General features: G+C 32.9%; 20 protein-coding genes. 7 read left to right on the top strand and 13 right to left on the bottom strand.

Annotated features, from left to right (window positions below):
- The first annotated feature begins 135 nt into the window (after positions 1–135).
- The 7 genes from bshC to GBH57_RS05335 all read left to right on the top strand — a co-directional run bounded on the left by bshC (position 136) and on the right by GBH57_RS05335 (position 7,100).
- Positions 136–1,731: a bacillithiol biosynthesis cysteine-adding enzyme BshC gene (gene bshC / locus GBH57_RS05305; protein ID WP_151673038.1), complete on the top strand. Its 1,596-nt coding sequence runs from the start codon at positions 136–138 to the stop codon at positions 1,729–1,731.
- A gap of 124 nt (positions 1,732–1,855) precedes the next feature.
- A complete protein-coding gene (gene guaA, locus GBH57_RS05310) occupies positions 1,856–3,385 on the top strand; it encodes a glutamine-hydrolyzing GMP synthase (protein WP_151673039.1) in 1,530 nt (509 codons plus the stop codon).
- A 98-nt stretch (positions 3,386–3,483) separates the two neighbouring features.
- Positions 3,484–5,430, top strand: coding sequence for a LysM peptidoglycan-binding domain-containing protein (locus GBH57_RS05315; RefSeq protein WP_151673040.1), 1,947 nt, complete (start codon positions 3,484–3,486; stop codon positions 5,428–5,430).
- A gap of 16 nt (positions 5,431–5,446) precedes the next feature.
- Positions 5,447–5,854, top strand: coding sequence for an OsmC family protein (locus GBH57_RS05320; RefSeq protein WP_151673041.1), 408 nt, complete (start codon positions 5,447–5,449; stop codon positions 5,852–5,854).
- The gene (locus tag GBH57_RS05325) at positions 5,851–6,306 is read left to right on the top strand and encodes a GNAT family N-acetyltransferase (protein WP_151673042.1); all 456 of its coding nucleotides are present in this window, start codon (positions 5,851–5,853) and stop codon (positions 6,304–6,306) included. Before GBH57_RS05320 ends, GBH57_RS05325 begins: the two co-directional genes overlap by 4 nt.
- A 22-nt stretch (positions 6,307–6,328) precedes the next feature.
- Positions 6,329–6,865, top strand: coding sequence for a DUF922 domain-containing protein (locus tag GBH57_RS05330; RefSeq protein ID WP_151673043.1), 537 nt, complete (start codon positions 6,329–6,331; stop codon positions 6,863–6,865).
- Entirely contained in the window at positions 6,852–7,100 is a 249-nt protein-coding gene (locus GBH57_RS05335) for a DUF3820 family protein (protein ID WP_151673044.1), read from the top strand. The genes GBH57_RS05330 and GBH57_RS05335 overlap by 14 nt, the downstream gene beginning before the upstream one ends.
- Before the next feature lie 18 nt (positions 7,101–7,118).
- Here the strand turns inward: GBH57_RS05335 and GBH57_RS05340 are convergent, their stop codons facing one another.
- The 13 genes from GBH57_RS05340 to GBH57_RS05400 form a co-directional block, all read right to left on the bottom strand.
- Positions 7,119–7,751, bottom strand: a complete 633-nt coding sequence (locus tag GBH57_RS05340) for a class I SAM-dependent methyltransferase (RefSeq protein WP_151673045.1) — start codon at positions 7,749–7,751, stop codon at positions 7,119–7,121.
- A 2-nt stretch (positions 7,752–7,753) separates the two neighbouring features.
- The gene (locus GBH57_RS05345; RefSeq protein ID WP_151673046.1) at positions 7,754–9,724 is read right to left on the bottom strand and encodes a DUF349 domain-containing protein; all 1,971 of its coding nucleotides are present in this window, start codon (positions 9,722–9,724) and stop codon (positions 7,754–7,756) included.
- A gap of 101 nt (positions 9,725–9,825) precedes the next feature.
- Positions 9,826–10,557: a shikimate dehydrogenase family protein gene (locus GBH57_RS05350; protein WP_174844028.1), complete on the bottom strand. Its 732-nt coding sequence runs from the start codon at positions 10,555–10,557 to the stop codon at positions 9,826–9,828.
- Positions 10,550–11,572, bottom strand: coding sequence for a DUF368 domain-containing protein (locus GBH57_RS05355; protein ID WP_151673048.1), 1,023 nt, complete (start codon positions 11,570–11,572; stop codon positions 10,550–10,552). The genes GBH57_RS05350 and GBH57_RS05355 overlap by 8 nt, the downstream gene beginning before the upstream one ends.
- A gap of 1 nt (position 11,573) precedes the next feature.
- Entirely contained in the window at positions 11,574–12,548 is a 975-nt protein-coding gene (locus GBH57_RS05360) for a DUF368 domain-containing protein (protein ID WP_151673049.1), read from the bottom strand.
- Between the two features lie 31 nt (positions 12,549–12,579).
- Complete coding sequence (locus GBH57_RS05365) at positions 12,580–13,983, bottom strand: tetratricopeptide repeat protein (RefSeq protein ID WP_151673050.1); 1,404 nt, start codon at positions 13,981–13,983, stop codon at positions 12,580–12,582.
- Between the two features lie 143 nt (positions 13,984–14,126).
- On the bottom strand, positions 14,127–15,308 hold the full coding sequence (locus GBH57_RS05370; RefSeq protein WP_151673051.1) for an aspartate aminotransferase family protein: 1,182 nt from the start codon (positions 15,306–15,308) through the stop codon (positions 14,127–14,129).
- Between the two features lie 12 nt (positions 15,309–15,320).
- Positions 15,321–17,006 (bottom strand): OstA-like protein, encoded by a 1,686-nt coding sequence (locus GBH57_RS05375; RefSeq protein WP_151673052.1) that lies wholly within the window; start codon positions 17,004–17,006, stop codon positions 15,321–15,323.
- Between the two features lie 205 nt (positions 17,007–17,211).
- Positions 17,212–18,483: an adenylosuccinate synthase gene (locus tag GBH57_RS05380; RefSeq protein WP_151673053.1), complete on the bottom strand. Its 1,272-nt coding sequence runs from the start codon at positions 18,481–18,483 to the stop codon at positions 17,212–17,214.
- A 4-nt stretch (positions 18,484–18,487) separates the two neighbouring features.
- Complete coding sequence (locus GBH57_RS05385; RefSeq protein ID WP_151673054.1) at positions 18,488–18,958, bottom strand: Fur family transcriptional regulator; 471 nt, start codon at positions 18,956–18,958, stop codon at positions 18,488–18,490.
- 108 nt (positions 18,959–19,066) lie between these two features.
- On the bottom strand, positions 19,067–21,271 hold the full coding sequence (locus GBH57_RS05390; RefSeq protein WP_151673055.1) for a RelA/SpoT family protein: 2,205 nt from the start codon (positions 21,269–21,271) through the stop codon (positions 19,067–19,069).
- A gap of 77 nt (positions 21,272–21,348) precedes the next feature.
- Positions 21,349–23,124 (bottom strand): ABC transporter ATP-binding protein, encoded by a 1,776-nt coding sequence (locus tag GBH57_RS05395; RefSeq protein WP_151673056.1) that lies wholly within the window; start codon positions 23,122–23,124, stop codon positions 21,349–21,351.
- Between the two features lie 57 nt (positions 23,125–23,181).
- Complete coding sequence (locus tag GBH57_RS05400) at positions 23,182–23,985, bottom strand: TrmH family RNA methyltransferase (protein ID WP_151673057.1); 804 nt, start codon at positions 23,983–23,985, stop codon at positions 23,182–23,184.
- Positions 23,986–24,041 lie beyond the last annotated feature (56 nt).

Genomic DNA, 24,041 nt, shown 5'->3' on the forward strand with positions numbered 1-24,041 from the left:
AAATTATAGTAGAAAAATGATGGCTTCGGAAATTTTAAATAAATAAAACCGACTTAAAGTTTTGATAAAATTGTGTCTTAGCAATTATCAATTATTATTAAGTATGTATTTTTGAATAAACCACCAGAACGACTTATGGTAAAAACTACGATTCCTTATAAGGACACAGGCTATTTTTCTCAAACAATGTGCGATTACCTCGCAGAAGCGCAATCGTTAAAGCCTTTTTACAATAGGTTCCCAAAACTTGAAAATTTTAAAGCTCAATTAAAAGAGAAAAGTGCTAGTTTCACTCTTGATACACGCCAAGTTTTAGCGAAGCAATTACAACAACAATATGATGGTTTTAATATTTCAGAAGCTACACAAAGTAATATTTTAGCATTAAAAACGGATAAAACATTTACTGTTACAACAGGGCATCAACTTAATTTATTTACGGGTCCCTTATATTTCCTTTTCAAAATAGTATCAGTAATTAATTTAGCTAAACAATTAAAAAAAGCACATCCTGAATATACTTTTATTCCAGTGTATTGGATGGCAACTGAGGATCACGATTTTGATGAAATTAATTATTTCAATTTTAAAGGAAATAAAATTCAATGGAATAGAGAAGATGGTGGGGCTGTTGGTGAGTTTTCTACAGAAGGAATCGATCAAGTTTTGTCAATTTTTAAACATAAATTAGGAAAAACTGATAATGCTAAAAAGTTAGTAACACTTTTTGAAGAAGCATATGTAAAACATTCAAACCTTGCTGATGCTACTCGTTTTCTTGGGAATGAACTTTTTAAAGAAGATGGTTTAGTGATAGTGGATGGTAACGATGTTGGTTTAAAAACGTTGTTTGCTCCATTTGTTAAAAAGGAGCTTTTAGACCAAATAAGTCATAAAGAAATTACAACCACCACTAAGCGATTAATCGATGCTGGCTATAATGAGCAAGTACATCCAAGAGAGGTAAACCTCTTTTATATAATAGAAGGAATCCGCGAGCGCATTATTAAAAAAGAGGATGTCTTTCACGTAAATGATACTAACATTTCATTAACCGAAACCGAAATATTAGAAACGTTAGAAAAGCATCCAGAGCGTTTTTCACCCAATGCATTATTACGTCCTTTATATCAAGAGGTGATATTGCCTAATTTATGTTATACAGGTGGAGGTGGCGAATTAGCATACTGGTTACAGTTGAAAGATTATTTTAAATGTGTAGCTGTACCTTTTCCTATGTTGTTACTTAGAAATTCAGCTTTAATTTATGAGGAACGAAATAATCAAAAAATTGAAAAACTAGATTTGACTATTAAAGAGTTGTTTAAAAAACAGAACGACTTAAAAACGTATTTTACTAAGTCACTTTCAGATATTTCGATAGATTTTTCTGAGCAAAAGAAACTGTTGGCATCTCAATTTAAAGACTTGTATGAAATTGCTAAAAAAACAGATGCTTCATTTTTAGGAGCTGTCGCTGCGCAAGAAAAAAAGCAAACTAATGGATTAGCACATTTAGAAAAACGATTACTGAAAGCACAAAAAAGAAAATATCAAGATCAACTAACAAGACTTATAGAAATACAAAGTGAAATTTTTCCTAATAATTCACTTCAAGAACGCCAAGCTAATTTTTCTGAATTCTATTTATTATTTGGAGATGTTTTGTTAACTACTTTAAAGCGCGAGCTAGATCCACTTTTACCTGAGTTCACCGCAATAGCATTATAATTAATAGTTAAAATTTCGGCTTTGAATTCTTTCAAAAAATAATAGTTGAAATACTGTTAATTACTTCGCTATATTTTTATTGAGAGTAGCTTATTCAAAAATAATTTTTAGCCTATTTTTGCCTATGCAAAACAACGTCCTAATTCTAGATTTTGGATCACAATATACACAGCTAATTGCTAGACGTGTACGCGAGTTAAATATCTACTGCGAGATCCACCCATACAATAAAGTTCCAGAAGATTTATCTTCATTTAAAGCCGTAATCCTTTCGGGTAGTCCGTCTTCTGTGAGAGCAGATGATGCTCCAGCACCAGATTTATCTAATATTAAAGGAAAACTTCCTTTGTTAGGTGTCTGCTATGGTGCACAGTATATGGCACATAATTTTGGTGGAGAAGTTGCTCCGTCTAATATACGTGAATATGGTCGTGCTAAGTTAGCTATGATTAAAGATGGTGAAGCGCTATTCGCTAATATCGCTCAAGATACTCAAGTGTGGATGAGCCATAGTGATACAATTGCAGCACTTCCAACAGGAGGTGTAAGACTAGCAAGTACTCCAGATGTTTCAAACGCTGCGTACAGAATTGATGGGGAACAAACATATGCTATACAGTTTCATCCAGAAGTGTATCATACAACTGATGGAAAACAATTATTAGAAAACTTTCTAGTACATATGGCAGGTGTTGAACAAAGTTGGACGCCAGCAGCATTTGTAGATACTACAGTTGCTGAATTACAGAAAAAAATAGGAGATGATAAAGTAGTATTAGGATTGAGTGGTGGAGTTGACTCTACCGTAGCTGCAATTTTATTACATAAGGCAATAGGGAAAAATCTGTATTGCATATTTGTAAACAACGGTTTATTACGTAAAGACGAATTTAGTAGTGTTTTAGAACAGTACAAAGGAATGGGCCTAAATGTTAAAGGTGTTGATTCATCGGCACGCTTTTTGGATGCGCTTAAAGGACTGTCTGATCCTGAAGAAAAACGTAAAGCAATAGGTAATGCTTTTATTGAAGTTTTTGATGATGAAGCAACGTCAATTACAGATGTAACATATTTAGCACAAGGTACAATTTACCCAGATGTAATTGAAAGTGTAAGTGTTAATGGACCATCAGTAACAATTAAATCGCATCACAATGTAGGTGGACTTCCAGATTTTATGAAGTTGAAAATTGTGGAGCCACTACGTATGTTATTTAAAGATGAAGTACGTCGTGTAGGAAAGCAAATGGGAATTGATCCATTATTATTAGGTCGTCATCCATTTCCTGGACCAGGTTTAGCAATAAGAATACTAGGAGATATCACTGCTGAAAAAGTACAGATTCTTCAAGAAGTAGATGCTATATTTATAGAAGGACTACGTAAGTGGGATTTGTATGATAAAGTATGGCAAGCAGGAGCAATTTTATTACCAGTAAATAGCGTTGGGGTTATGGGAGATGAACGTACATATGAAAAGGTGGTAGCTTTAAGAGCGGTAGAAAGTACAGATGGTATGACTGCTGACTGGGTAAACTTGCCTTACGAATTTTTACAGGAAACAAGTAACCATATAATAAACCGTGTTAAAGGCGTTAATAGAGTAGTGTATGATATAAGTAGTAAGCCGCCAGCAACAATTGAGTGGGAATAATTATTGCAAAGCATACTTTGCAAACCAATAGAAACTAATAAATACTTCGGAAATTTTCTAGATTTAAAATTTCCGAAGTATTAAAGAAAACAATAGATATGAAATATGTAGTTTATCTCGTATTTGCGGCAATGATTTTAATGAATAGCGATGCTATTTCTCAAAATGATTATCGTACACATGTAGTTCAGAAAAACGAATCTATATGGAAAATAGCAGAACAATACGGCCTAACAAAAGCAGATATTGTAAAGTTAAATCCTAATGTATCAGATAAACCAGCTGAAAATACGGTGTTAGTTTTACCTAAATCTGCAAAGGTATTAGGGATATCTTCAGATCCTATTGATTTTAAAAAGCATAAAGTTAGACGTAAAGAAACGTTATTTGGTATTGCTAAAAAATATGAGGTTTCAGTTGAAGAAATTAAACGTTATAATAAAGAATTATACGCTCGTGAATTAAAAAAAGGAGAACGTATACAAATTCCTGTTTATGCAAAGCCAAGAGTTATCCAAGTGGTAACCTCAGAAAACGATAAACCTGTAATTGTTCCGAAAATTGGTCCAACTCCTGTAACAACTGATCTTGGCAAATTAACTAGCCACACCGTACAGCCTAAAGAGACTCGCTATGGTATTGCAAGAATGTACGGTATAACTATTGCCGATTTAGAAAAAATTAATCCACAATTAGGGCCAGGTTTGACTAAAGGAGCAATCATTAATGTGCCTGCGGAAACAGTTATGGAAACCGCAGTGACAGAAGAGGGATTTATGTTTTACGAGGTTCAACCTAAAGAAGGTTTTTTTAGACTGAAAGTAAAAACAGGTTTAACGGAAGAAGAAATTGTAGCATTAAATCCTTATGCAAGTGAAGGATTAAAGGAAGGGATGATTTTGAAAATTCCTAAAACTGCAACAGCAGTCGTAGCAGATAGTACTGAAGTTGTAAACCTTGAAAACAGTATTGTTAATCCATCAACAAAACGAGTTGCTGTATTGTTACCTTTTAGGTTAAACAAAGCAGTTACAGACACATCTAATACATCTAGCGATGTAATTAAAAAAGACAAACTTATGGCATTGTCTTTAGATTTCTACAGTGGAGTTTTAATGGCAACAGAGTTTGCTAAAGACAAAGGAATATCAATAATACTTGATGTTCACGATACAGAATATAGCAGTGCTAAAGTTGAACAAATTTTAAGACAAAATGATTTTGAAAATTTTGATGCTGTAATCGGGCCTTTAGGTCAAAAGCAAGTTGAGAAAGCTGCAGGATTATTAAAAGGAGGTAGTGTTCCTGTTTTTTCTCCATTAAGTAATAAAGAAGTTAAAATTTCAAGAAATTTGTTTCAAACATTACCAGATGATTCAATGTTAGAAGATGCAATGATTGAATATTTGAAAGAACAATCTACTGGAAAAAATATTATTGTTATTACAGACGGAAATCATGCTGCTCAAAAAGCTAAATTAATGGCAGCACTTCCAGGTGCTAAAATGGCTAAACCTAGAAAAGAAGGTTTTTTATACGTACAAGATATCTTAGATCAAATTGTTGTAAACAAGGAGAATTGGGTAATATTAGAATCTAGTGATCCCATTTTAGTAAGTAATGTGGTGGGAGTTTTAAACGGTTTACCAATAGAACATAAATTACGTCTTTTTAGTTTAGATAAAAATGAAGCATATGATTATCACGATGTTTCAAATATGCATTTAGCAAAACTTAACTTCACATTTCCGTCAGTAAATAAGAACTACAATTATAAAGATCGCGAACCATTTTTGATAAGTTATAAAAATAAATATGGCGTTCTTCCCAATAAATATGCAGTTAGAGGTTTTGACATCACTTACGATATTTTATTGCGTTTAGCATCAAGTAAAGATATTTATCAAGCATCAGATTCAGATTTTGAAACTGAATACATTGAAAATAAATTTAGATATTCTAAAAAATTTATGTCTGGTTATGTAAATAATGCTTTTTACATAATCAAGTACAAAGAGGATTTACAATTTGAAGTAATTAGATAAATTAAAGCTTGTATTTATGAATACATCTCAAGTTACATATTTAGGAAATTTAAGATGTAATAATACACACTTAAAATCTGGAAATTCTTTCACCACAGACGCTCCTGTTGATAATAATGGTAAAGGTGAAGCTTTTTCGCCTACAGATACCGTAGCAACTGGTTTAGCAAACTGCATGCTAACTATGATGGGGATTAAAGCTAATACTTTAGAGAATATTTCTATTGATGGAACTACAGCAGATGTGACTAAAACAATGGCAGTTAGCCCACGTAGAATTTCAAAAATTGAAGTGATTTTTACTTTGCCAAGTGGAATAGATTTAAAAACTCAAAAAATACTTGAACATACAGCAAACACTTGCCCTGTTCATTATAGCTTACATCCAGATGTCGAGAAAGTTGTAACATTTAATTGGGGATGATTGATTTAATAAAAACAGACACGTCAAATCCAGATTTTGTAAACTTAGTAAAGGAATTAGATTCTTTTTTAGCTATAACAGACGGTGACGATCACGAGTTTTATGACCAGTTTAATCAATTAAATTCTATCAAGCATGTTATAATTGCCTATGAAGGTAGTATCGCAGTTGGCTGTGGTGCCATTAAAGAATATGATGCAACCACAATGGAAATTAAGCGAATGTTCACTAAGTCAAATTTTCGCGGAAATGGTATTGCTTCTGAAATTTTACAAGCATTAGAAACTTGGGCGCAATCATTAAATTATACTTCGTGTATTCTCGAAACTGGCGTGCGACAAGTTGAAGCTGTAAGCTTATATATTAAAAGAGGGTATTGTCAAATTGAAAATTACGGTCAATATACAGATGTAGTAGACAGCGTTTGCTTTAAAAAAGTACTCAATAAATAAGAGGTTACTACGTTACTATTATATGAAATTATTTCTCATACTCATTATATTTATTACAACCATTTCAACTCCAGTAGTTGAAGATGAAAAAATACCATGGCGCGAAGACGAAAAGTTAACTTGGGAAATGTTTAAAGGTAACCCTGAAAACGTAGGGAACTTTGTTGCTAGTACAAATTCAGGAATTTCATTGTCCTTTGGGATACGAACTATAGAGGGAAAAACTAAAGTTGATTATGATGTAAAAAGTTATTTTTACCCTTATAATTCTTGGTATAATAAAGATAAAGTGAACGCTGCAATTTTAGCCCACGAGCAAACTCACTTTGATATTTCCGAATTATTTGCTCGTAAGTTAAGAGCAAAATTTTATGCAATTACTAGAGATAACAACTTTAAAGAAGTTGCACGGAATACTTATAAGACTAATGAAGAAGAACGAGTGAAAATGCAAGATAGATTTGATCGCGAAACAAATCATTCTAGAATAGAGATCGCAGAAATTTATTGGGAAAATTACATTGAAGAACAACTAAAACTTTACGATGACTGGAAATAAAAATACTACAAATGCATTTCCAGATCCAAAGGAACATTTAAAAAGACTAGCAAATTATAAGATGCCTTTTGGTAAGTATAAGGGTAGTTACCTTGTCAATATTCCTGAACCATATTACGTATGGTTTAAGCAAAAGGGATTTCCTCAAGGTGCTTTAGGCAATCTTCTACAGGAAATGTATGAAATAAAACTAAATGGGTTAGAGGATTTGATTAGGCCATTAATTAAGCGTTAAACGCTAGGTTAATTTTTACTATTTTATAAGTTTGATAACTCTATTAGTTATTTCCAGTGACTTAAATCCACAAGTATCTTTTATCCACTCTAAGTTTTCTTGAGAATAAAATATGACATGTGTGAAATCATTTTTATAATACCAATTTCCAAATTTAGATTTTGAAGGTAAAAGATCTGTCATGCAGAATAAAATAGCTCCAGGCTTAAGAGAAGCATAGAGTTTTTTAAATTCTTTTAATGGAGAGTGTAAGTGTTCAATAACTTCGCAACTTACAATAAAGTCATATTTCAGATTAAAAACTTCGGGTTTGTTGCAGAAAAACGGATCGTATTTTTTGATTTCATAACCTAGTTCACTTAGTAATAAAGCAATAATAGGAGTGGGGCCAGATCCAAAATCTAATCCGGTTGTATTTCTAACTATTTTCGACGTTATTTCTTCAATTAATGGGGTTACGAACAGAATATATCCCTGGTCTTCTACATGGTTTTCATGCAGTAGGTAGCGATTTTGCTCATCTTTTATAGAAGGGAGTAATAAAGGGTCTAAAAACACAGAACCGCAGGTTAAGCATTTGCTAAACGTGCGGTCTTTATGTTTATAAAATAAAATAGTATCCGTTTTATTACAAAGTAAACACGGTTTCATTTTTATTCTTCTTCGGCTTTAGCTTGTTGTCTTTTAAGCGTTTTAATTTTATTTAGTTTCTCTTGCCATAAGCTCAATTGTTCTTTATGTCTTTCGATGTTTTTGTAAACATCTTTTACCATAGGGTTATCATCTGGTACATGTTGAAAGAATCCTAAATTGTTTTCAAGTTGATTTATTTCTGCACGAGTTTCATCAATTTTTTTACGAATGAAAAATTCTTCATTTTGTAATTGTCTTGAATCATTCATGGAAGCCATGGCGTTCAATTTGTTTTCAAACTTAATAAGTTCAGTTTCTTTCTTCCCAAGATCTAATTTGCCAAATAACTCATCAAGTTTTTTATTAAACTGTTGTTCAATATTTTTCTTTTTGAATGGAACACGACCAAGTGTTTTCCATTCTGTGATTTTAGATTTTATAGTAGAAATATCTTCTTTATGATCTCCACTTAGTTCAAGATTGTCTAATACTTTAAGGAAGGCTTCTTTCTTTTCGAAATTTTCCATTTCCCCTTTTTGAGCGTCTTCTTTAATGGAAGATAGGCGGTCAAAGTAATGATTACAAGCAGCTTTAAATTGCTTCCAAATTTTGTCACTATCTTTTCTTGGAACGTGCCCTATATTTTTCCAATCGCTTTGGATTTTTTTAAATAGGTTCGTAGCATTTTCGAAATCTTCACTGTCCTTGTTCGCTTCTGCAATTTCAATTAAAGCCTTCTTTTTTTCTAAATTTTCAAATTGTTGATTTTTTTGACTTTTATAGAAATCATTTTTTGCTTGATTGAAATTTTTAGTTGTTTCTTTAAAACTAGCCCAAATTTCTTTATTCTTCTCCTTTGGAACGCGTCCTGCGCTAAAAAATACATCACGTATTTCTTGAACTTGATCCATTGCTTTTTGCCAAGCTCCGTGACTATCTTTAGTTTCTTCTTTAACTTTATCTATTAAACCAATAAGTTCTTTTTTAATAGAAAAGTTTTCGTTGAACTTTTCTTCTAAAGCAGCTTCAGCTTCTTGTTTTTTATCGTGAATTATTTTAGTTGCAGCACTAAACTTATCCCAGACTTCATCTCTAAATTCTCTTGCAACAGGCCCTATTTCTTCTTTCCATTTTCTATGGATAAGTTGTAATTCTTTAAAAGCTTTTTCAACATTACTTTCTTCAGCAAGCTCTTCTGTGCGTTTTATTAATTTTTGTTTTTTCTCTAAATTTTTCTGAAAATCTAAATCTCTAAATTCACGATCTCTATGTAAAGCATCGTAATATGTTTCTATGTGGTGGTGGTAGTTATTCCATACTGTGTTGTATTTGTCTCTAGGAATAGGTCCAGCTTCTTTCCACCTGTCTTGAATATTCTTTAAATCTTTATAATTGTTATGAACACTTTTTTCATTGTCCAATAACGCTTTAAGTTCTTCTATTAAGTTTGTTCTATTTGCTAAGTTTGCTTCAAGATCATTTTTTAATTTCTTGTAATAAGCATTCTTTTTGTCTCTGTACGCGTTGTAAACTGTGTTAAACTCTTTTTTATCTTTAGATTCGTAGTAAAAATCAATAACATTTCCGCCTTCTGCAATAAAAGTTTCTTTTTGCGCTGCTAATTCTTCTTGGAAAATTGAATTGAATTCATTTTTAATTTCCTCTACATCATCCTTAATTTTTTGAACTGGAGATGATTCAATTAAATTTGATAGTGCTTCAATTAATTGTGTTTTATTTAGGGTAGTATAGTCAACTTTTTCATTTGACGTAACTCCTTCTTCTTGCTCTTCTTCGTCAGACGATGTTACTTCTTCTTCATCAGTACCATTATCATCCTCATTTTCTTCTTCAGTAGCTTTGGTAGCTTCTTCAACTATATTCTCAGCAGCAGGAGTTTTCTCAGTTTCTTCGTTTTTAAAAACTTCCTCATTTTGAGGGTTTAAAATATTTTCTTCTTGCTCTTCGATATTCTTGTTCTCGTCAGACATTTATTTCAATGTTAAAGTTCTTATTAATTTAAGTTCGTCAAGATACTAACAACGGTTAAGAATACAAAGGGAAGCGATTGTTTTTGAAGATAAAAACGTCCTTAAGACCTCCAAATACTCCAAGATTTTTTAGCCTGATATTCAAGCATTTTCATTCCGTTTGCAATTGTAGCACCTTTACCAAAACCTCGTTTTAGAAATTCAGTTTCTCTAGGGTTGTATATTAGATCAAAGAGAAAATGTTTTTTGGTTATGTGTTGATAAGGTATATCTGGGCATTCCCAGGTATTAGGGCTTACACCTAAAGGGGTTGTATTGATAATTAGTTTATGATTCTCAATAATTTCCTTCGTTAAATCAGTATATGTAATTGTGGATTCTGAAGGTGTTCGAGATACAATTTTGTAATCGAACCCCATAGCATCTAAAACATATTTAATTGCTTTAGAAGCCCCGCCATTACCTAAAATTAAAGCTGTTTTGTCATTTATTGGAGGAAATTCTGCTAATGCTTTTGCAAAACCATAATGGTCTGTATTGTAGCCTACAAGTCGTCCATCTTTTGAGAATTTTATAGTATTAACAGCTCCAATTGCTTTAGCTTCTTTATCCACTTTATCTAAAAATGGGATAATTTTTTCTTTAAAAGGAATAGTTACGTTTAATCCTTTTAGATTAGAATTGTTTTTAATAATATCAGCAAATTTAGAGACATTATCTATGTCAAAATTTTCATAGGTGTTCTCTAGCTTTTCTAAATCAAACTTAATACTGAAGAATGTTTTTGAGAAGGAGTAATTGATGTTAGTACCAATAAGGCCGTATTTAGCCATTCGTTTTCTTTTTAATTTTATGATACCAGTCTAAACTGAATACTATTAGGACACCAAAAATAATAAATAAAATGGCAATCAGTGTATTTGTTGTAAATTCCGAAGGAATAAATCTATTATAATCTGCAATTATTTTTCGACCATTAACATCGGTTAAAATTTCCCCTATAGAATTAGTGCTAAAAACCTTTGTTTTCCAAGGCCAAACTACACCCAATGAGCCTGCAATGAAACCAATAATTACAGCATAAGTTGCTTTTTTATATTTTTTTAAAACATAAGCTAGTAAGTGTGAGAGGGAAATTAATCCAGTTAATGAACCAAGAGAAAAAACAGTAAGTACTTTAAGTAAACGTACTCTTAATGGATCATTTATAAAAGAGAAGTCAGCTACAATTATTTCTGAAAAAGTATCAAATAAAGCGTTTACTGAGTCGACTAATAGTAAAACATAATTCCCTAATAGGATTAATATAAAAGAGCCAGAAAGCCCTGGTAATGTCATTCCGGAAACTCCTATGATACCACATATAAATACAAAAAAGAGGTTGTCATTTTCTCTTGCAGGTTCTAAAAAACTGATTGCTATTCCTGCAGCGATACCGCACAATAAATAACCTATGTATTTACGATTCCAATCACCAAAGTCCTTTGCAATATAGTAGATGGAACCTATTATCATACCAAAAAAAGTACTCCAAACAAACAGTTCATAATGCACAATTAAATAGTCGAGAATTTTAGAAACACTAAAATAACTAACTATCATTCCTAAAATTAGAAGACTTAAAAATCTACCATTTACATACTTATAGAAACTTTTAAAACGCCCATTAATTAATAGCGCAAAAGCCTTTTTGTTTATCTTCTGAAGTGAGTAGATAAATTCTTCATAAAATCCCCCAACAAAGGCAACAACTCCTCCTGATACTCCAGGTACTTTGTTAGCAGCACCCATAAAGAGCCCTTTTAAAATGAGCCAAAGCTTATCTGTAAAGGTTTCTGTTGGTTGCATGCTATTCCGTAGCTGTTTTAGTTTTTGCGAAAAATTCTAATAAAAATATTAATCCGAACCCTAATATCATAAATAGTATTGCATATATTATTTGTGGATCACCATCATAAGTGGAAGGTAGGATGCTTCTATCTAGAAATGGAACTGATTCTCCATTATGATTAGTTCGGTAGCTTAGGACTTCTTTCCAAGGCCATATTTTGTTTAAAGCTCCAATCATAAAACCGGTAAGTACTGCGAGGGTTAGATTTTTATGATTTTTAAACATCCAGTTTAATACACCAGAAAACACTTTTAATCCTACAATTGCACCAATTGCAAACGTTAGTAATTTTAAGAAAGCTGTACTAAAAAGCTCCCAATCTAACTTTGTAATTCCATCCCCAAATTGTGTGATAGTACCAATGACAGAAGTGTATGCGCCTAAAAGTAATAATATAAAAGCACCACTTAATCCTGGTAATATCATAGCAATAATAGCAATAAAACCAGCAAGAAATAGAAACCAAGTACTATCTGTAGCTGTTATAGGTTCTGCTAATGTGATATAAAATGAAAGTGAACCAGCAATAATTATCGCTAATATTACTTTTAAATCAAATTTTGTTATTTGCCTTCCTACATAAACTATACTAGCTATTACAAGTCCAAAGAAAAAAGACCAAACAAAAATAGGTTGGGTTTTAAGAAGATATGTTATTATTTTAGCTAGTGATAAAATGCTTATTGCTACACCAGAAAATAATGCTAGTAAAAAGCCTAAGTTATAGGCAGACCAAGCAGCTTTAAATCCACCTTTTTTCCAAATTTTGAAAAACCCAAGGTCTAATTTATGAATGGTTTCAATTAACTCTTCGTAGATTCCTGAAATGAAAGCAATAGTTCCGCCGCTAACTCCGGGAACAACATCTGCAGCTCCCATGGCGAGTCCTTTTGCAGTAATTATAAGGGATTGTAAAAATGTACGTGAAGGCATGGTTAGTGTGTTATGCAATCAAAAATACAATTTATAGCGAAGCTTTTTTGTGGTTTTTAATAATTTCTTTGACCGATTCTAGTTTAAGAATTTCAGGAAAAATCTCTTCTATAATAATCAAGAATTCCGACTCAATATCGAGGGCGTTTTTTAAATGAAATGCACCGTCTGTAGCTTCAGCTCTATAGTAGTGAAGGCCAGCTAGTCTAAACTCAATTTCAGCGCTCTCAGGATAAAATTCTGCAGCCTGATTTACATTATTAATTGCTGCTTCGTATTCCCCTAATTTAATTAAAATGTCGCAACGTGTTAACCATGTTTCAAGTTCGTAATTTCCAAGTTCTAATGTTTTTCTAAAACCAACTTCAGCTTCTTCAAACCACTTTAGTTTTCTATTTATTTTAGCATAACGTTTCCAATATTGAACATTCTCACTGTCAATATTGATTGCCTTGTCAATAAAATAAAGGGCTTTTTCAAAATCTTTTTTCCTATAGTAGAAATCTGTAATTGCTATCCAGCCTTTGTCTAGTAAACCATCTTCTTCTACACATTTAGTAAAGTATTCTAACGCTAAAACTTCATTACCTAGTTTTTCATAACACTTGCCCATTCGTAATAATGCAAAAGAGGTAGGGTCATCTAGTCCAAGGGTTATGCTGTAGCACTCTATAGCTTCCTCGTAACGTTTCAGTTTTTCTAAAACCTTTCCTTTTTCAAGGTATGCTCCTATAAATCTATCGTCACTAATGATAGCAAACTCATAAGCAGCAAGCGCTTTTTTGTGTTCTTTAATAAGCATATATTGTTTCCCTAATTGATGCCAAGCAACTTCAGAATAAGGATTTTTGTCTAAAAAAATATTAAGGTAATCAATAGCTTCATTTGTTTCTTCAAGGTATTCGAAACAATAAATTATATTATAAAGCGCAGAGTAGTCTGTTTCGTCTTCTTCAAGACATCGCATGAAATTCACTTTTGCATTTTCATAATCTTCAAGAAACAAATATTCCATTCCTATTAAAGAAAGGACATCTGCCTCATCCATTGTAAATTTAAAAGCTTTTTCTAAAAGAACAATCGCTTCTCTATGCATATCACGGCGAGAAAGAATGTTTGCTTTTTGGATATAAATTTCCTCATTAGATTGCTCTATAAGGTATAATTGATCTAATAATTGGTCAGCAATATCTAGCTCATTTTCAAAAATGAACATTTCAACTTGAAACAATTTTAGATTAATTGAAGTAGGGTGTTGTTCGAGACCTAGTTTAGTTGCTTTTTTTGCAAGCGCCATTTTACCATTTTCAAGATAATAATGGATAATTTCTTCAAACTCTTCTGAGTCAAAGAAAAGCACATTATTCGTCTTCAACATAGATTCAAAACGGGTAAGTGATATATTATTGTGCTCGTTAGGAGGTGGCAATTTCATACGCAGCTATTTAACGGTTCGATTAATTTAAAGATAATAATGAAAGAGAGTGAAATGTTGAAAAGTGGTTATTATTGTTAACGTCTTATCAACAGAAAGAAGCGGTTTTAAACAACTGTTAAACAGGTGTTTGTGTTATTTTGTTAAGAATTGAGCTTGTTTAGTTCTGTAAGTATTATAGTACAACCTTGTTTTATCTCTTCTTCTGAAATAGTAAGTGGTGGTGTAATGCGAACTGCTTTTGGTTCAAATAAAAGCCAAAATAAAATTAAATTTAGTTCTTTACACCGAAGGATTAACTCTGTAGCGATATCACCAGATTCAAGAATTATTGCGAGCATTAATCCACGACCTCTTATTTCTTTTATTGCTGGATGTATTAGTAAAGATCTAAAAAGTATTTCTTTTTTGAGAGTATCTTCTATTAAGGAAGTTTCTGTAATTTCTTGTAGTGTAGCTAATGCAGCTGCCGCAATTAATGGATTTCCGCCAAAGGTTGTGATGTGACCTAATTTTGGATTATCTTGTAATGAAGTCATATGTTCTCTTGAAGCCATAAATGCTCCTATTGGTACTCCACCACCCATACCTTTTCCCATTACAAGAATATCTGGTACTACATTGTAGTTCTCAAATCCCCAAAGTTTTCCGGTTCTTCCAAAACCAGGTTGAATTTCATCTAAAATTAATAAGGCACCCATTTCTTGGCATCTGCTTTTAATTTTAGCTAAAAAATTTTCTGAAGGTTCAATAAACCCAGCGCCTCCTTGAATGGTTTCAAGAATGACAGCTGCTGTTTTTTTAGAGATTTCGTTTATGGACGAATCAAGATTGAAGTGTATTGGTCTGCATTCAGGAATAAGTGGTTTGAAAATTTCTTTTCGTTCTTCAAATCCCATGACACTTAAAGCACCCATGGTGTTTCCGTGGTAGGCTTTGTGAGCGTATAATATTTCGGCTCTGCCAGTTACTCTTCTCGCTAATTTTAGTGCGCCTTCAATAGCCTCTGTGCCACTATTTACTAGATATGTAGTTTCTAGTGGAGCAGGAGTATGGGCTGCTAATAGTTGGGTTAATTCTACAGCAGGTTTTTGTATATATTCTCCATAAACCATTACATGAAGGTACTTGTCTGCTTGTTGTTTTATTGCGTCGACGACACGAGGGTGAGAATGACCTAAGCTACAAGCCGAAACTCCTGCAACAAAATCTAAATGCGCATTTCCACCTGTGTCATAAATATATGAACCTTTTGCATGCGAGATCTCTACACCCAACGGATGCGGAGTTGTTTGTGCTTGATGTTTATAGAATGCTTCTTTCAATGTAGCTATTAATTAATCTTCATTTTCCTTAATACCATCAGATTCAGCTTTTTTTATACCTTTTTCCGGAGCTTCATCTTCAGGTCTATTTGTAAAATCTTTAGGGCTAAGTTTTGAAGATTCAGGGAGATCAAGTTCTTCTTCTGTTTGTTCTTCAAAAAATTCGCCTTCATCTATAGGAAGTGGAATACCTTTAATTTTCGGTAAAATTGGAGTTGGTTTTCCTCTAAATAAATCTGCTTTTGTAAGTAACCTTTCTTCACCACGCCAATTGAAACCTGATAAAATACGTGCTTCTTCGGGGAGTTTAGAGAGTGGATATATTTTTCCTTTTCCTTTTTTTACAAATTTAATTCCATTTATCGTTTGTTTGTCAACGTACATTTCAATAGAACTAGATACGGTATTGTTAATTCCGATAAGTTCTTTTTTATCGTTACGAGCGTAATACATCACTTCTGCATTTTTGTTGATGTAAATAGTGTCTAGCTCGTTGTTAGTAAAAAGTCCAATGAGTATTTCACCTTTTACTTGGTTATAACCTATAGAATCCTTTTGAATATTAAAGGCATTTTTAAAAACCTTTAATGAATCTAGTTTTTCGGTTTTTAGGTTATTGATTAGGTGAATGGTATCTCCTGTCATTTGGCTCTCACCATTCCATAATATTGGGTTTCTTAATAATTTAGTGATTCCCTTTTTCTGATTAACAAAAATGGAATCTGCTTTTCCACTTAACGATTCTTCTCCTTCGAGTCCTTTTTTAAAAATCCTTGCTTTATAGAAGCCTTTTAAAATTCTGTTTTCTGGTTTTCCTGTTACTTGCAATGTATCTGCGTGAACATAAATTGAGTCATTGTCTCTTAGTGTTACAGCTACAGCTCTTTTTGTAATATATACAGAATCTTTTTTTCTAAAAACTTCAGCATAATGACCTCTAATTAAGCTTTTGTTTATGGTGTCTAATACTTTAATATTGTTGGTCGCTGAGGCAAAACCTTTATTTCGGTCAAAATAAATACTGTCTCCATAGAGGGTTCTATTTTCGTAATCTATTTTAGAGTTTTTTACAAAATAGCCAGTATCTCCTCGGGTGTCATAATAACCACGTTCACAATAAACGGTACTTGCGTCACTTACTATTGTAGATTCTCCATAAAGGTAAGCAGCACCAGACTCTGAGTAGAAATCAAGTTGCGGAGAATTTACGGTGTATTTTGGGTTGACAATTTTTACGTTGCTAATAAATTGATACTTTTTTGATTTAGCATAATACCTTCCTATGCGACTAGTTAGTGTGCTAGCAGTATCAATTACGGTACCTCCGCTTCGGTAAAAAGCTTGTTGCTTTATGCGGTCAAAATATAAAGTGTCTGTTTTTAGTGTAGTTTTTGGTTCTTTAAAAACTACTTCGCCACTAGCAAAAGCAAACTGAGTATTTCCATTATACTCGGCATAATTACTTTTCATTGTAATAGTATCCGCTTGTATAATTTTTACTTCGCCATAAGCTTTTACAAAATTATCTTTTAGGTAAACAAATGCTTGGTTGCACCACATTTCAATTCCTTCGTGTACAATATACACTTGGCCGTCTTGATCTTTTGTGTAAATAACAGCCTCGGGAAGTTCAGGTCTTTTTTCTAAATATCCAGATTGGATATCAATTTTTCCTTTCTCTTTTTCTTCTTGTGCCATGGACAAGTTCTGAAAAAGAACTAAGAAAAGAAGTAATATGTAATGGTGCTTTTTCAAATAGCTAATGTTCTAGTTTTGAATATTTCGGTTATAATTTTTTAGCCGAAATATTCGTTTTTTGAAAGACGCAGCTTTTTCTAATAAATTTCAAAATCCCCTTCGAAAAGGGGAATATGATATGTTTATAAGAAGTGTTTTCTTGAATCTATCTATGTATAGTTTGAGTTCTATCTGGTCCAACAGACACAACTTTAATAGGAATTTCTAGTTCTGTTTCTAAAAATGCGATGTATTCATTCAATGCTTTTGGAAACTGATCTGGACTAGTCATTTTAGTTAAGTCTTCTTTCCAGCAATCGAAAGTTGAATAGATTGGTTCTACATTTTCTGGTTCTATGTTGTAAGGTAAATGCTTAATAGTTTCGCCTTTGTATTTGTAAGCAGTACAAACTTTTAAGTTTTCGAAACCAGAAAGCACATCGCCTTTCATCATCATTAATTGTGTAACACCATTTACTTCGCAAGTATATTTTAAGGCTACTAAATCTAACCATCCACAACGACGAGGGCGACCAGTTACAGCACCAAATTCTCTTCCTATTTTTGCCATTTCAGCACCTACTTCATCAAACAATTCAGTAGGGAAGGGACCAGAACCAACACGAGTTGTGTATGCTTTAAATATACCGTAAACATCTTTTACTTTGTTAGGGGCTATCCCTAATCCTGTACAAGCTCCAGCGGCTGTAGTGTTAGATGATGTTACAAATGGATAAGTTCCAAAATCGATATCTAATAATGAACCTTGAGCTCCTTCAGCAAGAATTGTTTTTCCTGCTTTCATTGCTTGGTTTAAATATTCTTCACTATCAATAAATGTTAGTGTTTTTAATGTTTTAACAGCAGCAAAAAATTCATCTTCCATTTCATCAAGATCGTATTGAATATCTACATTGTAAAATTCAATCATCGCTTCATGTTTGTCCGCTAATGCTCTGTATTTTGATTTCCAGTCAGCTAGTTCAAGATCACCTACACGAATTCCATTACGTCCAGTTTTGTCCATATAAGTTGGCCCAATACCTTTAAGCGTAGAGCCTATTTTAGCTTTCCCTTTAGAAGCTTCACTCGCTGCATCAAGTAATCTGTGAGTTGGTAAAATTAAGTGAGCTTTTCTAGAAATGATAAGTTTAGCTTTATAATCAATATCAAATTGATCTAGACCTTCAAGTTCTTTTACAAAAACAACTGGGTCTATTACAACACCGTTACCAATAACATTCATTGCTTTTTCATGAAATATTCCAGAAGGAATAGTTCTTAGAACGTGTTTAATACCATCAAATTCTAAAGTGTGACCTGCATTTGGTCCACCTTGAAAACGCGCAATTATATCATAATCTGCGGTAAGTACATCCACGATTTTTCCTTTTCCTTCATCACCCCATTGTAATCCAAGTAGTAAGTCTACTGCCATAACGTTATTGTTTTTCTTCTGTAGTTGTTTTTGTTGTTTTTTTATTTCCGTAGAAATAGAGCGAATGTTTTGTGATTTCTATATCAAAAACTTCTTCTATTGTTTTTTTTATTTGTTGAATTCTTGGATCACAAAATTCAATTACTTCGCCATCGTTAAGGATAACGTGGTCGTGTTGTTTATCAAAATACGATTTCTCGTAATGTGCTTGATTTTGACCAAATTGATGTTTGCGCACAAGTGCACACTCTAGTAATAACTCAATAGTGTTATAGAGTGTTGCACGACTAACACGGTAGTTTTTATTTTTCATGTTGATATAGAGAGATTCAATATCAAAATGTTCGTGTTGATCGTAGATTTCTTGAAGTATAGCGTATCGTTCAGGTGTTTTACGGTGTCCTTTCTCTTCTAAAAATGTTGTAAAAACATTTTTAACAATAGCCTGATTACTAGCTGCAGTTTTTGTGTTCATAGTTATTGAAACGCCATCTTAAGTTTAAATTTTTCTGAAATATAACAATTTTCTATTCTGTGATATTTCAGAAAAAAGACTCAAATTTAAGCTTCAAAAATACTCAAATTAGACGCGTGAAACTTTATCAATTCCGTTTATTTTCTTAATGTTTTGAACCAAGTTATCAAGAATGTTTTTGTTTTTAACAACAACCACTATTTTTCCCGTAAATACACCGTCATTACTGTCGAAGTGAACACCTCTCATATTGATGTTGAGATTACTCGAAATTTCTCTAGTAACCTCGTTTACTAACCCTATAGTGTCGATTCCTGTAATTATAAGCTCTGCTTTAAAGTCGCGTTGAGTACTATCAACCCACTTTGCTGGCATAATGCGGTAGTTGTAATTACCGTGCAATTGTACTGCATTAGGACAATTTTGTTTATGTACTTTAATACCGTCGTTAACGGTTAAGAATCCAAAAACATCATCTCCAGGAATAGGATTACAACAAATTGCCATTTTATAATCTAGCTTTTGCTCATCTTTCCCGAAAACTAATTGGTCATATTTTTCAGTTATTTCATCTTTGTTTACTTCTTCAGGATTCGATGGCTTGCGCATCTTGTTTTTGAAAAAAGAAACAAATGCATTACTTCTAGAAGTAGCAAACTCTTTCAGTTGCTTGTTGTCAATTATACCAGAACCAACACGATAGAATAAATCTAAACTCGTTTTAAGTTTGAAATAAACGATAAGTTCGTGAATGGTTTTATCATCAAAATTAATTTTTTGCGATTTTAATTTTCTTTTGAGGATTTCCTTTCCATCATTAGCAATTTCCTTGCGTTCTTCTTTTAAAGAAGATTTAATTTTTGATCTAGCTCTTCCAGTTTGTGCATAATCTAACCAGTTATTTGTAGGCTTGGCATTATTAGAAGTTAATATTTCAACTTGATCTCCACTATTTAGTCTGTGACTTAGAGGAACTAATTTCCCATTAACTTTTGTGCCTCGAGTGTGCATTCCAACTTCAGTATGCACATGAAATGCAAAGTCTAAAGCTGATGCTCCTTTTGGTAATGAATATAAATCCCCTTTAGGAGTAAAGACAAAAATTTCTTTTGCATAAAGATTGAGTTTAAATTCTTCTACAAAATCAATGGCACTTATATCTTGATTTTCTAGTGTTTCTTGAAGTTTATTTAACCAAACATCAAGACCACCATCGTCAGAATCTTTGTTTTTGTATTTATAGTGTGCAGCGAACCCTTTCTCTGCAATTTCGTTCATTCGTTCACTACGTATTTGTACTTCAACCCATTTGCCTTTAGGTCCCATTACAGTAATGTGTAATGCTTCGTATCCTGTGGATTTTGGTGATGATATCCAGTCACGTAATCTAACTGGGTTTGGTCTAAAGTGATCTGTAACGATTGAGTAAATTTTCCAAGCAAGAAATTTCTCATTTTCTTTATCACTTTTGTAAATAATTCGAACAGCAAATTTATCGTAGACTTCATCAAAAGTCACATTTTGCGCATTCATTTTTCTGCGAATAGAATAAATCGATTTAGGTCGTCCTTTAATTTCGTAGTTTAACTTTTCAGAATTTAGGGAGTCTTCAATAGTTTTAGAAAAGGCTTTGATATATGCATCTTGTTCCTCTTTACTTTCCTTTATTTTACTATGAATATCATTGTAAATTTCAGGTTCTGTATATTTTAAGCTTAAGTCTTCAAGTTCGGTTTTAATATTATAGAGTCCTATTCTATGTGCCATGGGCGCGTAGATGTATAGGGTTTCACTAGCAATCTTTACTTGTTTGTGAGCAGGCATGGATTCCATTGTTTGCATATTATGGAGTCTGTCTGCAATTTTTATAATAATTACTCTAATGTCCTCATTAAGTGTGAGGAGCATTTTTCTGAAATTTTCAGCTTGTAGTGATACATCGCCTTCATAAGGCATGTTAGATATTTTTGTTAATCCATCAACAATACGAGCAACAGTTTCGCCAAACATTTGCTCAATGTCTGCAAGAGTATAACTAGTATCTTCAACAACATCATGAAGTAACGCTGCAGCAATGGAAGTGGCATCAAGGCCAATTTCAGAAGCTACAATTTTAGCGACTGCGATTGGGTGAAATATGTACGCTTCACCACTTTTACGGCGTTGTTCTTTGTGGGCGTCTACTGCAACATCGAATGCAGAACGAATTAATTTTTTATCATCATCTGATAGAATACGATAGCTTATCTTCAAAAGGTTTTTATACTCTTTTGCGATAGCTTTATTTTCTTCTTCTATTGCTGCTTCTGTCATAGATTAAAGTTACAATTCTATTTAAAAATAACTAATAATTTATCAAATTAATTTTTAGAAAATTTTAACATTATGGTTTAAATTTTCGCTTGATAGGTATATAGATCAAAATATCTTCCTTCTTTTTTGATCAAATCGTCGTGATTTCCACGTTCTGCAATTTTACCATTTTCAATCACTAATATTTGATCAGCTTTTTTTATGGTACTTAGTCTGTGTGCAATTACAATGGTAGTTCTGTCTTTAACTAATTCGTTTAGTGATTTTTGTATCAATGCTTCACTTTCAGTATCTAAATTAGATGTTGCTTCGTCAAGAATAATAATTCTTGGGTTTGCTAAAATTGCTCTAGCGATAGATATTCGTTGACGTTGCCCTCCTGAAAGTTTAACACCACGCTCACCAATCAAGGTGTCTAAGCCATCTTCAAACCTATCTGTAAATTCGTTTACATAACCTGCTTTAACGGCACTTTGTAATTCGGTTTCCGAAGCATTTGGTCTTGGGAATAATATATTCTCTCTAATTGTTCCTTCAAATAAAAATTCGTCTTGTAACACCACACCTAAAAACTGACGGTAACTACTTAATTTGATAGTCGATAAATCCTGACCATCAATTAAAACTTGTCCTTTTTTAGGACTTAAAAATGATGCCGCTAATCCTGCAATTGTAGATTTTCCAGACCCTGAACTTCCTACAAGTGCAACTACGGATCCTGCTTTTAGCTCAAAGTTGATATCGTGTAAAACTTGCTTTCCTTCTTCATATGAAAAAGAAACGTTATTAAATTCTAAATGTCCCTTTATAGTTGTAAGTGTGTTGGTACGATCTAAGAGTTCTTCCTCTGTAGTCATATTCATTAACTCTTCGGTTCTGTCTAAACCAGCAAGGGCTTCGGTCAATTGACTTCCTATATTACTCATTTGTACAATAGGGGCAATCATAAAACCTAATAATAGCGTGAATGATAAGAAATCTCCCGTAGTCATTTCGCCTTCTATCATAAAATAACCACCAATTCCCATAATACCTAAAGAAGCTATACCTAATAGAAAGGTACTTGAACTCGTCATTGCTGCAGTAGCAGTCAAGCTCTTTTTTACATTCTGAAATAATCTATCAACGCCTTCTTCAAAAATTTTATTTTCTTGTGCTTCAGCATTAAATCCTTTAATAACTCTAACACCAGCTAAAGTTTCGGTTAAACGTCCTTGAACTTCAGCGCTAATTTTTCCGCGATCTCTAAAAATAGGGCGTATGTATTTAAATGCTTTCAACGCAACAAATCCAAATATCGCGACTGGAAGTAATACAAATAAGGTCATTAAAGGGTTGATGTTTATCAATAAAACCAACGATATTACTGCGGTAATTGTACCGCCAACTAATTGCACTAAACCAGTTCCAATTAAATTTCGAACTCCTTCCACATCTCTCATTATTCTTGAAACAAGCGCTCCAGATTTTGTGTTGTCAAAAAAACTAATAGGTAAGGAGAGTACTTTTTTCTGAACTTGAGCACGTAGTTCGGAGATTAAATACTGTGCTTGAACACTTAATATTCTAGTTAATAAAAACGAAGTTATAGCTTGAACCAATATCGCAAAGCCTACTAACCATAATAGATTGAAAAGGGCAGCGGTATCCTTATTTGGAATAATTTGGTCAAGTAACTCTTTAGACTTCCAAGGTAAAACTAAACTCGCAAGTCTGCTTAATACAATTAGTAATAAACCAATAAAAACAAGATTTCGCCTAGGCCAAATTATAGTTTTAAAAGCCGTAAGCATCGTAACTTTGGGTTTACTTTTTGAGTCTTTTTTAGGAGGATTTTCAGCGTAGTGTCTCATATAAAACAAAGGTACGAGTTTCGCTTTTAGAAGTTTACTGAAATGTAATAGATATCATTAAAAACCGCGTTGCCTTTTAGCTTCAAATATTACTATACCTGCTGCAACTGATACATTCATTGAATCTATTGCTCCTTGCATTGGGATACTAATGTTTTTTGTAGATTCTTTTCGCCAAATATCACTAAGTCCTGTTGCTTCTGTACCAACAACAATGGCGCTTGGTGGCGTGTAGTCGCAGGTGTGATATGAAACTGATTCTTGTAAAATGGCACTGTAAAAAGCGATGTTGTTTTCTTTTAAAAATGCAATAACTTCTTCTGTAGTTCCTGTTGCAATTGGGATTGTAAAAACACAGCCAACACTACTTCTAATAATGTTAGCATTAAAAACATCGGTTTTAGGGTTTGCAATAATAAACGCATCAACATTAGCTGCATCAGCAGTGCGTAAAAGTGCGCCAATATTCCCAGGTTTTTCAGGAGCTTCTGCTACTAAAATTAATGGGTTTTTAGCCGAAATTTTCAAGGCATTTAGACTAAGTTCTTTTGTTTTAGCAATAGCAACTATTCCTTCTGTTGTTGCCCGATAAGCTATTTTGCCATAAACTTCAGAGGTAACTTCAATCCATTGAGTAGTAGCGCTCAACTTTTCAGAAAGTGATTCGCGATCTTCGATGTTTAAAATTTCCGAACAATAAAAAAGCGTTTCAATTTCGTAGTTTCCAGTGAGTGCCAGTGTAATTTCTCGAAGCCCTTCAATAATAAAGAGGCCAGTTTTTTTGCGCTCTCTTGCAGTGCTTGATAACTTTATTACGTATTTTATTTGCGAATTTTGAACGCTTGAAATGTGCTTGTGCATAGCGCAAAGATACTAACTTAGCGAGTACTCTTTAAACTGAAAATAGGGTATTAGGA

The sequence above is a fragment of the Patiriisocius marinus genome (assembly GCF_008974325.1).
GTDB lineage: Bacteria > Bacteroidota > Bacteroidia > Flavobacteriales > Flavobacteriaceae > Patiriisocius > Patiriisocius marinus.

Bases quoted from the DNA above. Each gene is read 5' to 3' on its own strand.
- GBH57_RS05350 (WP_174844028.1), bottom strand. From the start codon at position 10,557: ATGGCTAAATACGGCCTTATTGGTACTAACATCAATTACTCCTTCTCA.
- GBH57_RS05360 (WP_151673049.1), bottom strand. From the start codon at position 12,548: ATGCCTTCACGTACATTTTTACAATCCCTTATAATTACTGCAAAAGGA.
- GBH57_RS05340 (WP_151673045.1), bottom strand. From the start codon at position 7,751: ATGAAACCGTGTTTACTTTGTAATAAAACGGATACTATTTTATTTTAT.
- GBH57_RS05400 (WP_151673057.1), bottom strand. From the start codon at position 23,985: ATGCACAAGCACATTTCAAGCGTTCAAAATTCGCAAATAAAATACGTA.
- GBH57_RS05330 (WP_151673043.1), top strand. From the start codon at position 6,329: ATGAAATTATTTCTCATACTCATTATATTTATTACAACCATTTCAACT.
- GBH57_RS05345 (WP_151673046.1), bottom strand. From the start codon at position 9,724: ATGTCTGACGAGAACAAGAATATCGAAGAGCAAGAAGAAAATATTTTA.
- GBH57_RS05355 (WP_151673048.1), bottom strand. From the start codon at position 11,572: ATGCAACCAACAGAAACCTTTACAGATAAGCTTTGGCTCATTTTAAAA.
- GBH57_RS05320 (WP_151673041.1), top strand. From the start codon at position 5,447: ATGAATACATCTCAAGTTACATATTTAGGAAATTTAAGATGTAATAAT.
- GBH57_RS05365 (WP_151673050.1), bottom strand. From the start codon at position 13,983: ATGAAATTGCCACCTCCTAACGAGCACAATAATATATCACTTACCCGT.
- GBH57_RS05375 (WP_151673052.1), bottom strand. From the start codon at position 17,006: ATGGCACAAGAAGAAAAAGAGAAAGGAAAAATTGATATCCAATCTGGA.
- GBH57_RS05315 (WP_151673040.1), top strand. From the start codon at position 3,484: ATGAAATATGTAGTTTATCTCGTATTTGCGGCAATGATTTTAATGAAT.
- GBH57_RS05395 (WP_151673056.1), bottom strand. From the start codon at position 23,124: ATGAGACACTACGCTGAAAATCCTCCTAAAAAAGACTCAAAAAGTAAA.
- bshC (WP_151673038.1), top strand. From the start codon at position 136: ATGGTAAAAACTACGATTCCTTATAAGGACACAGGCTATTTTTCTCAA.
- GBH57_RS05380 (WP_151673053.1), bottom strand. From the start codon at position 18,483: ATGGCAGTAGACTTACTACTTGGATTACAATGGGGTGATGAAGGAAAA.
- GBH57_RS05335 (WP_151673044.1), top strand. From the start codon at position 6,852: ATGACTGGAAATAAAAATACTACAAATGCATTTCCAGATCCAAAGGAA.
- GBH57_RS05390 (WP_151673055.1), bottom strand. From the start codon at position 21,271: ATGACAGAAGCAGCAATAGAAGAAGAAAATAAAGCTATCGCAAAAGAG.
- GBH57_RS05385 (WP_151673054.1), bottom strand. From the start codon at position 18,958: ATGAACACAAAAACTGCAGCTAGTAATCAGGCTATTGTTAAAAATGTT.
- guaA (WP_151673039.1), top strand. From the start codon at position 1,856: ATGCAAAACAACGTCCTAATTCTAGATTTTGGATCACAATATACACAG.
- GBH57_RS05325 (WP_151673042.1), top strand. From the start codon at position 5,851: ATGATTGATTTAATAAAAACAGACACGTCAAATCCAGATTTTGTAAAC.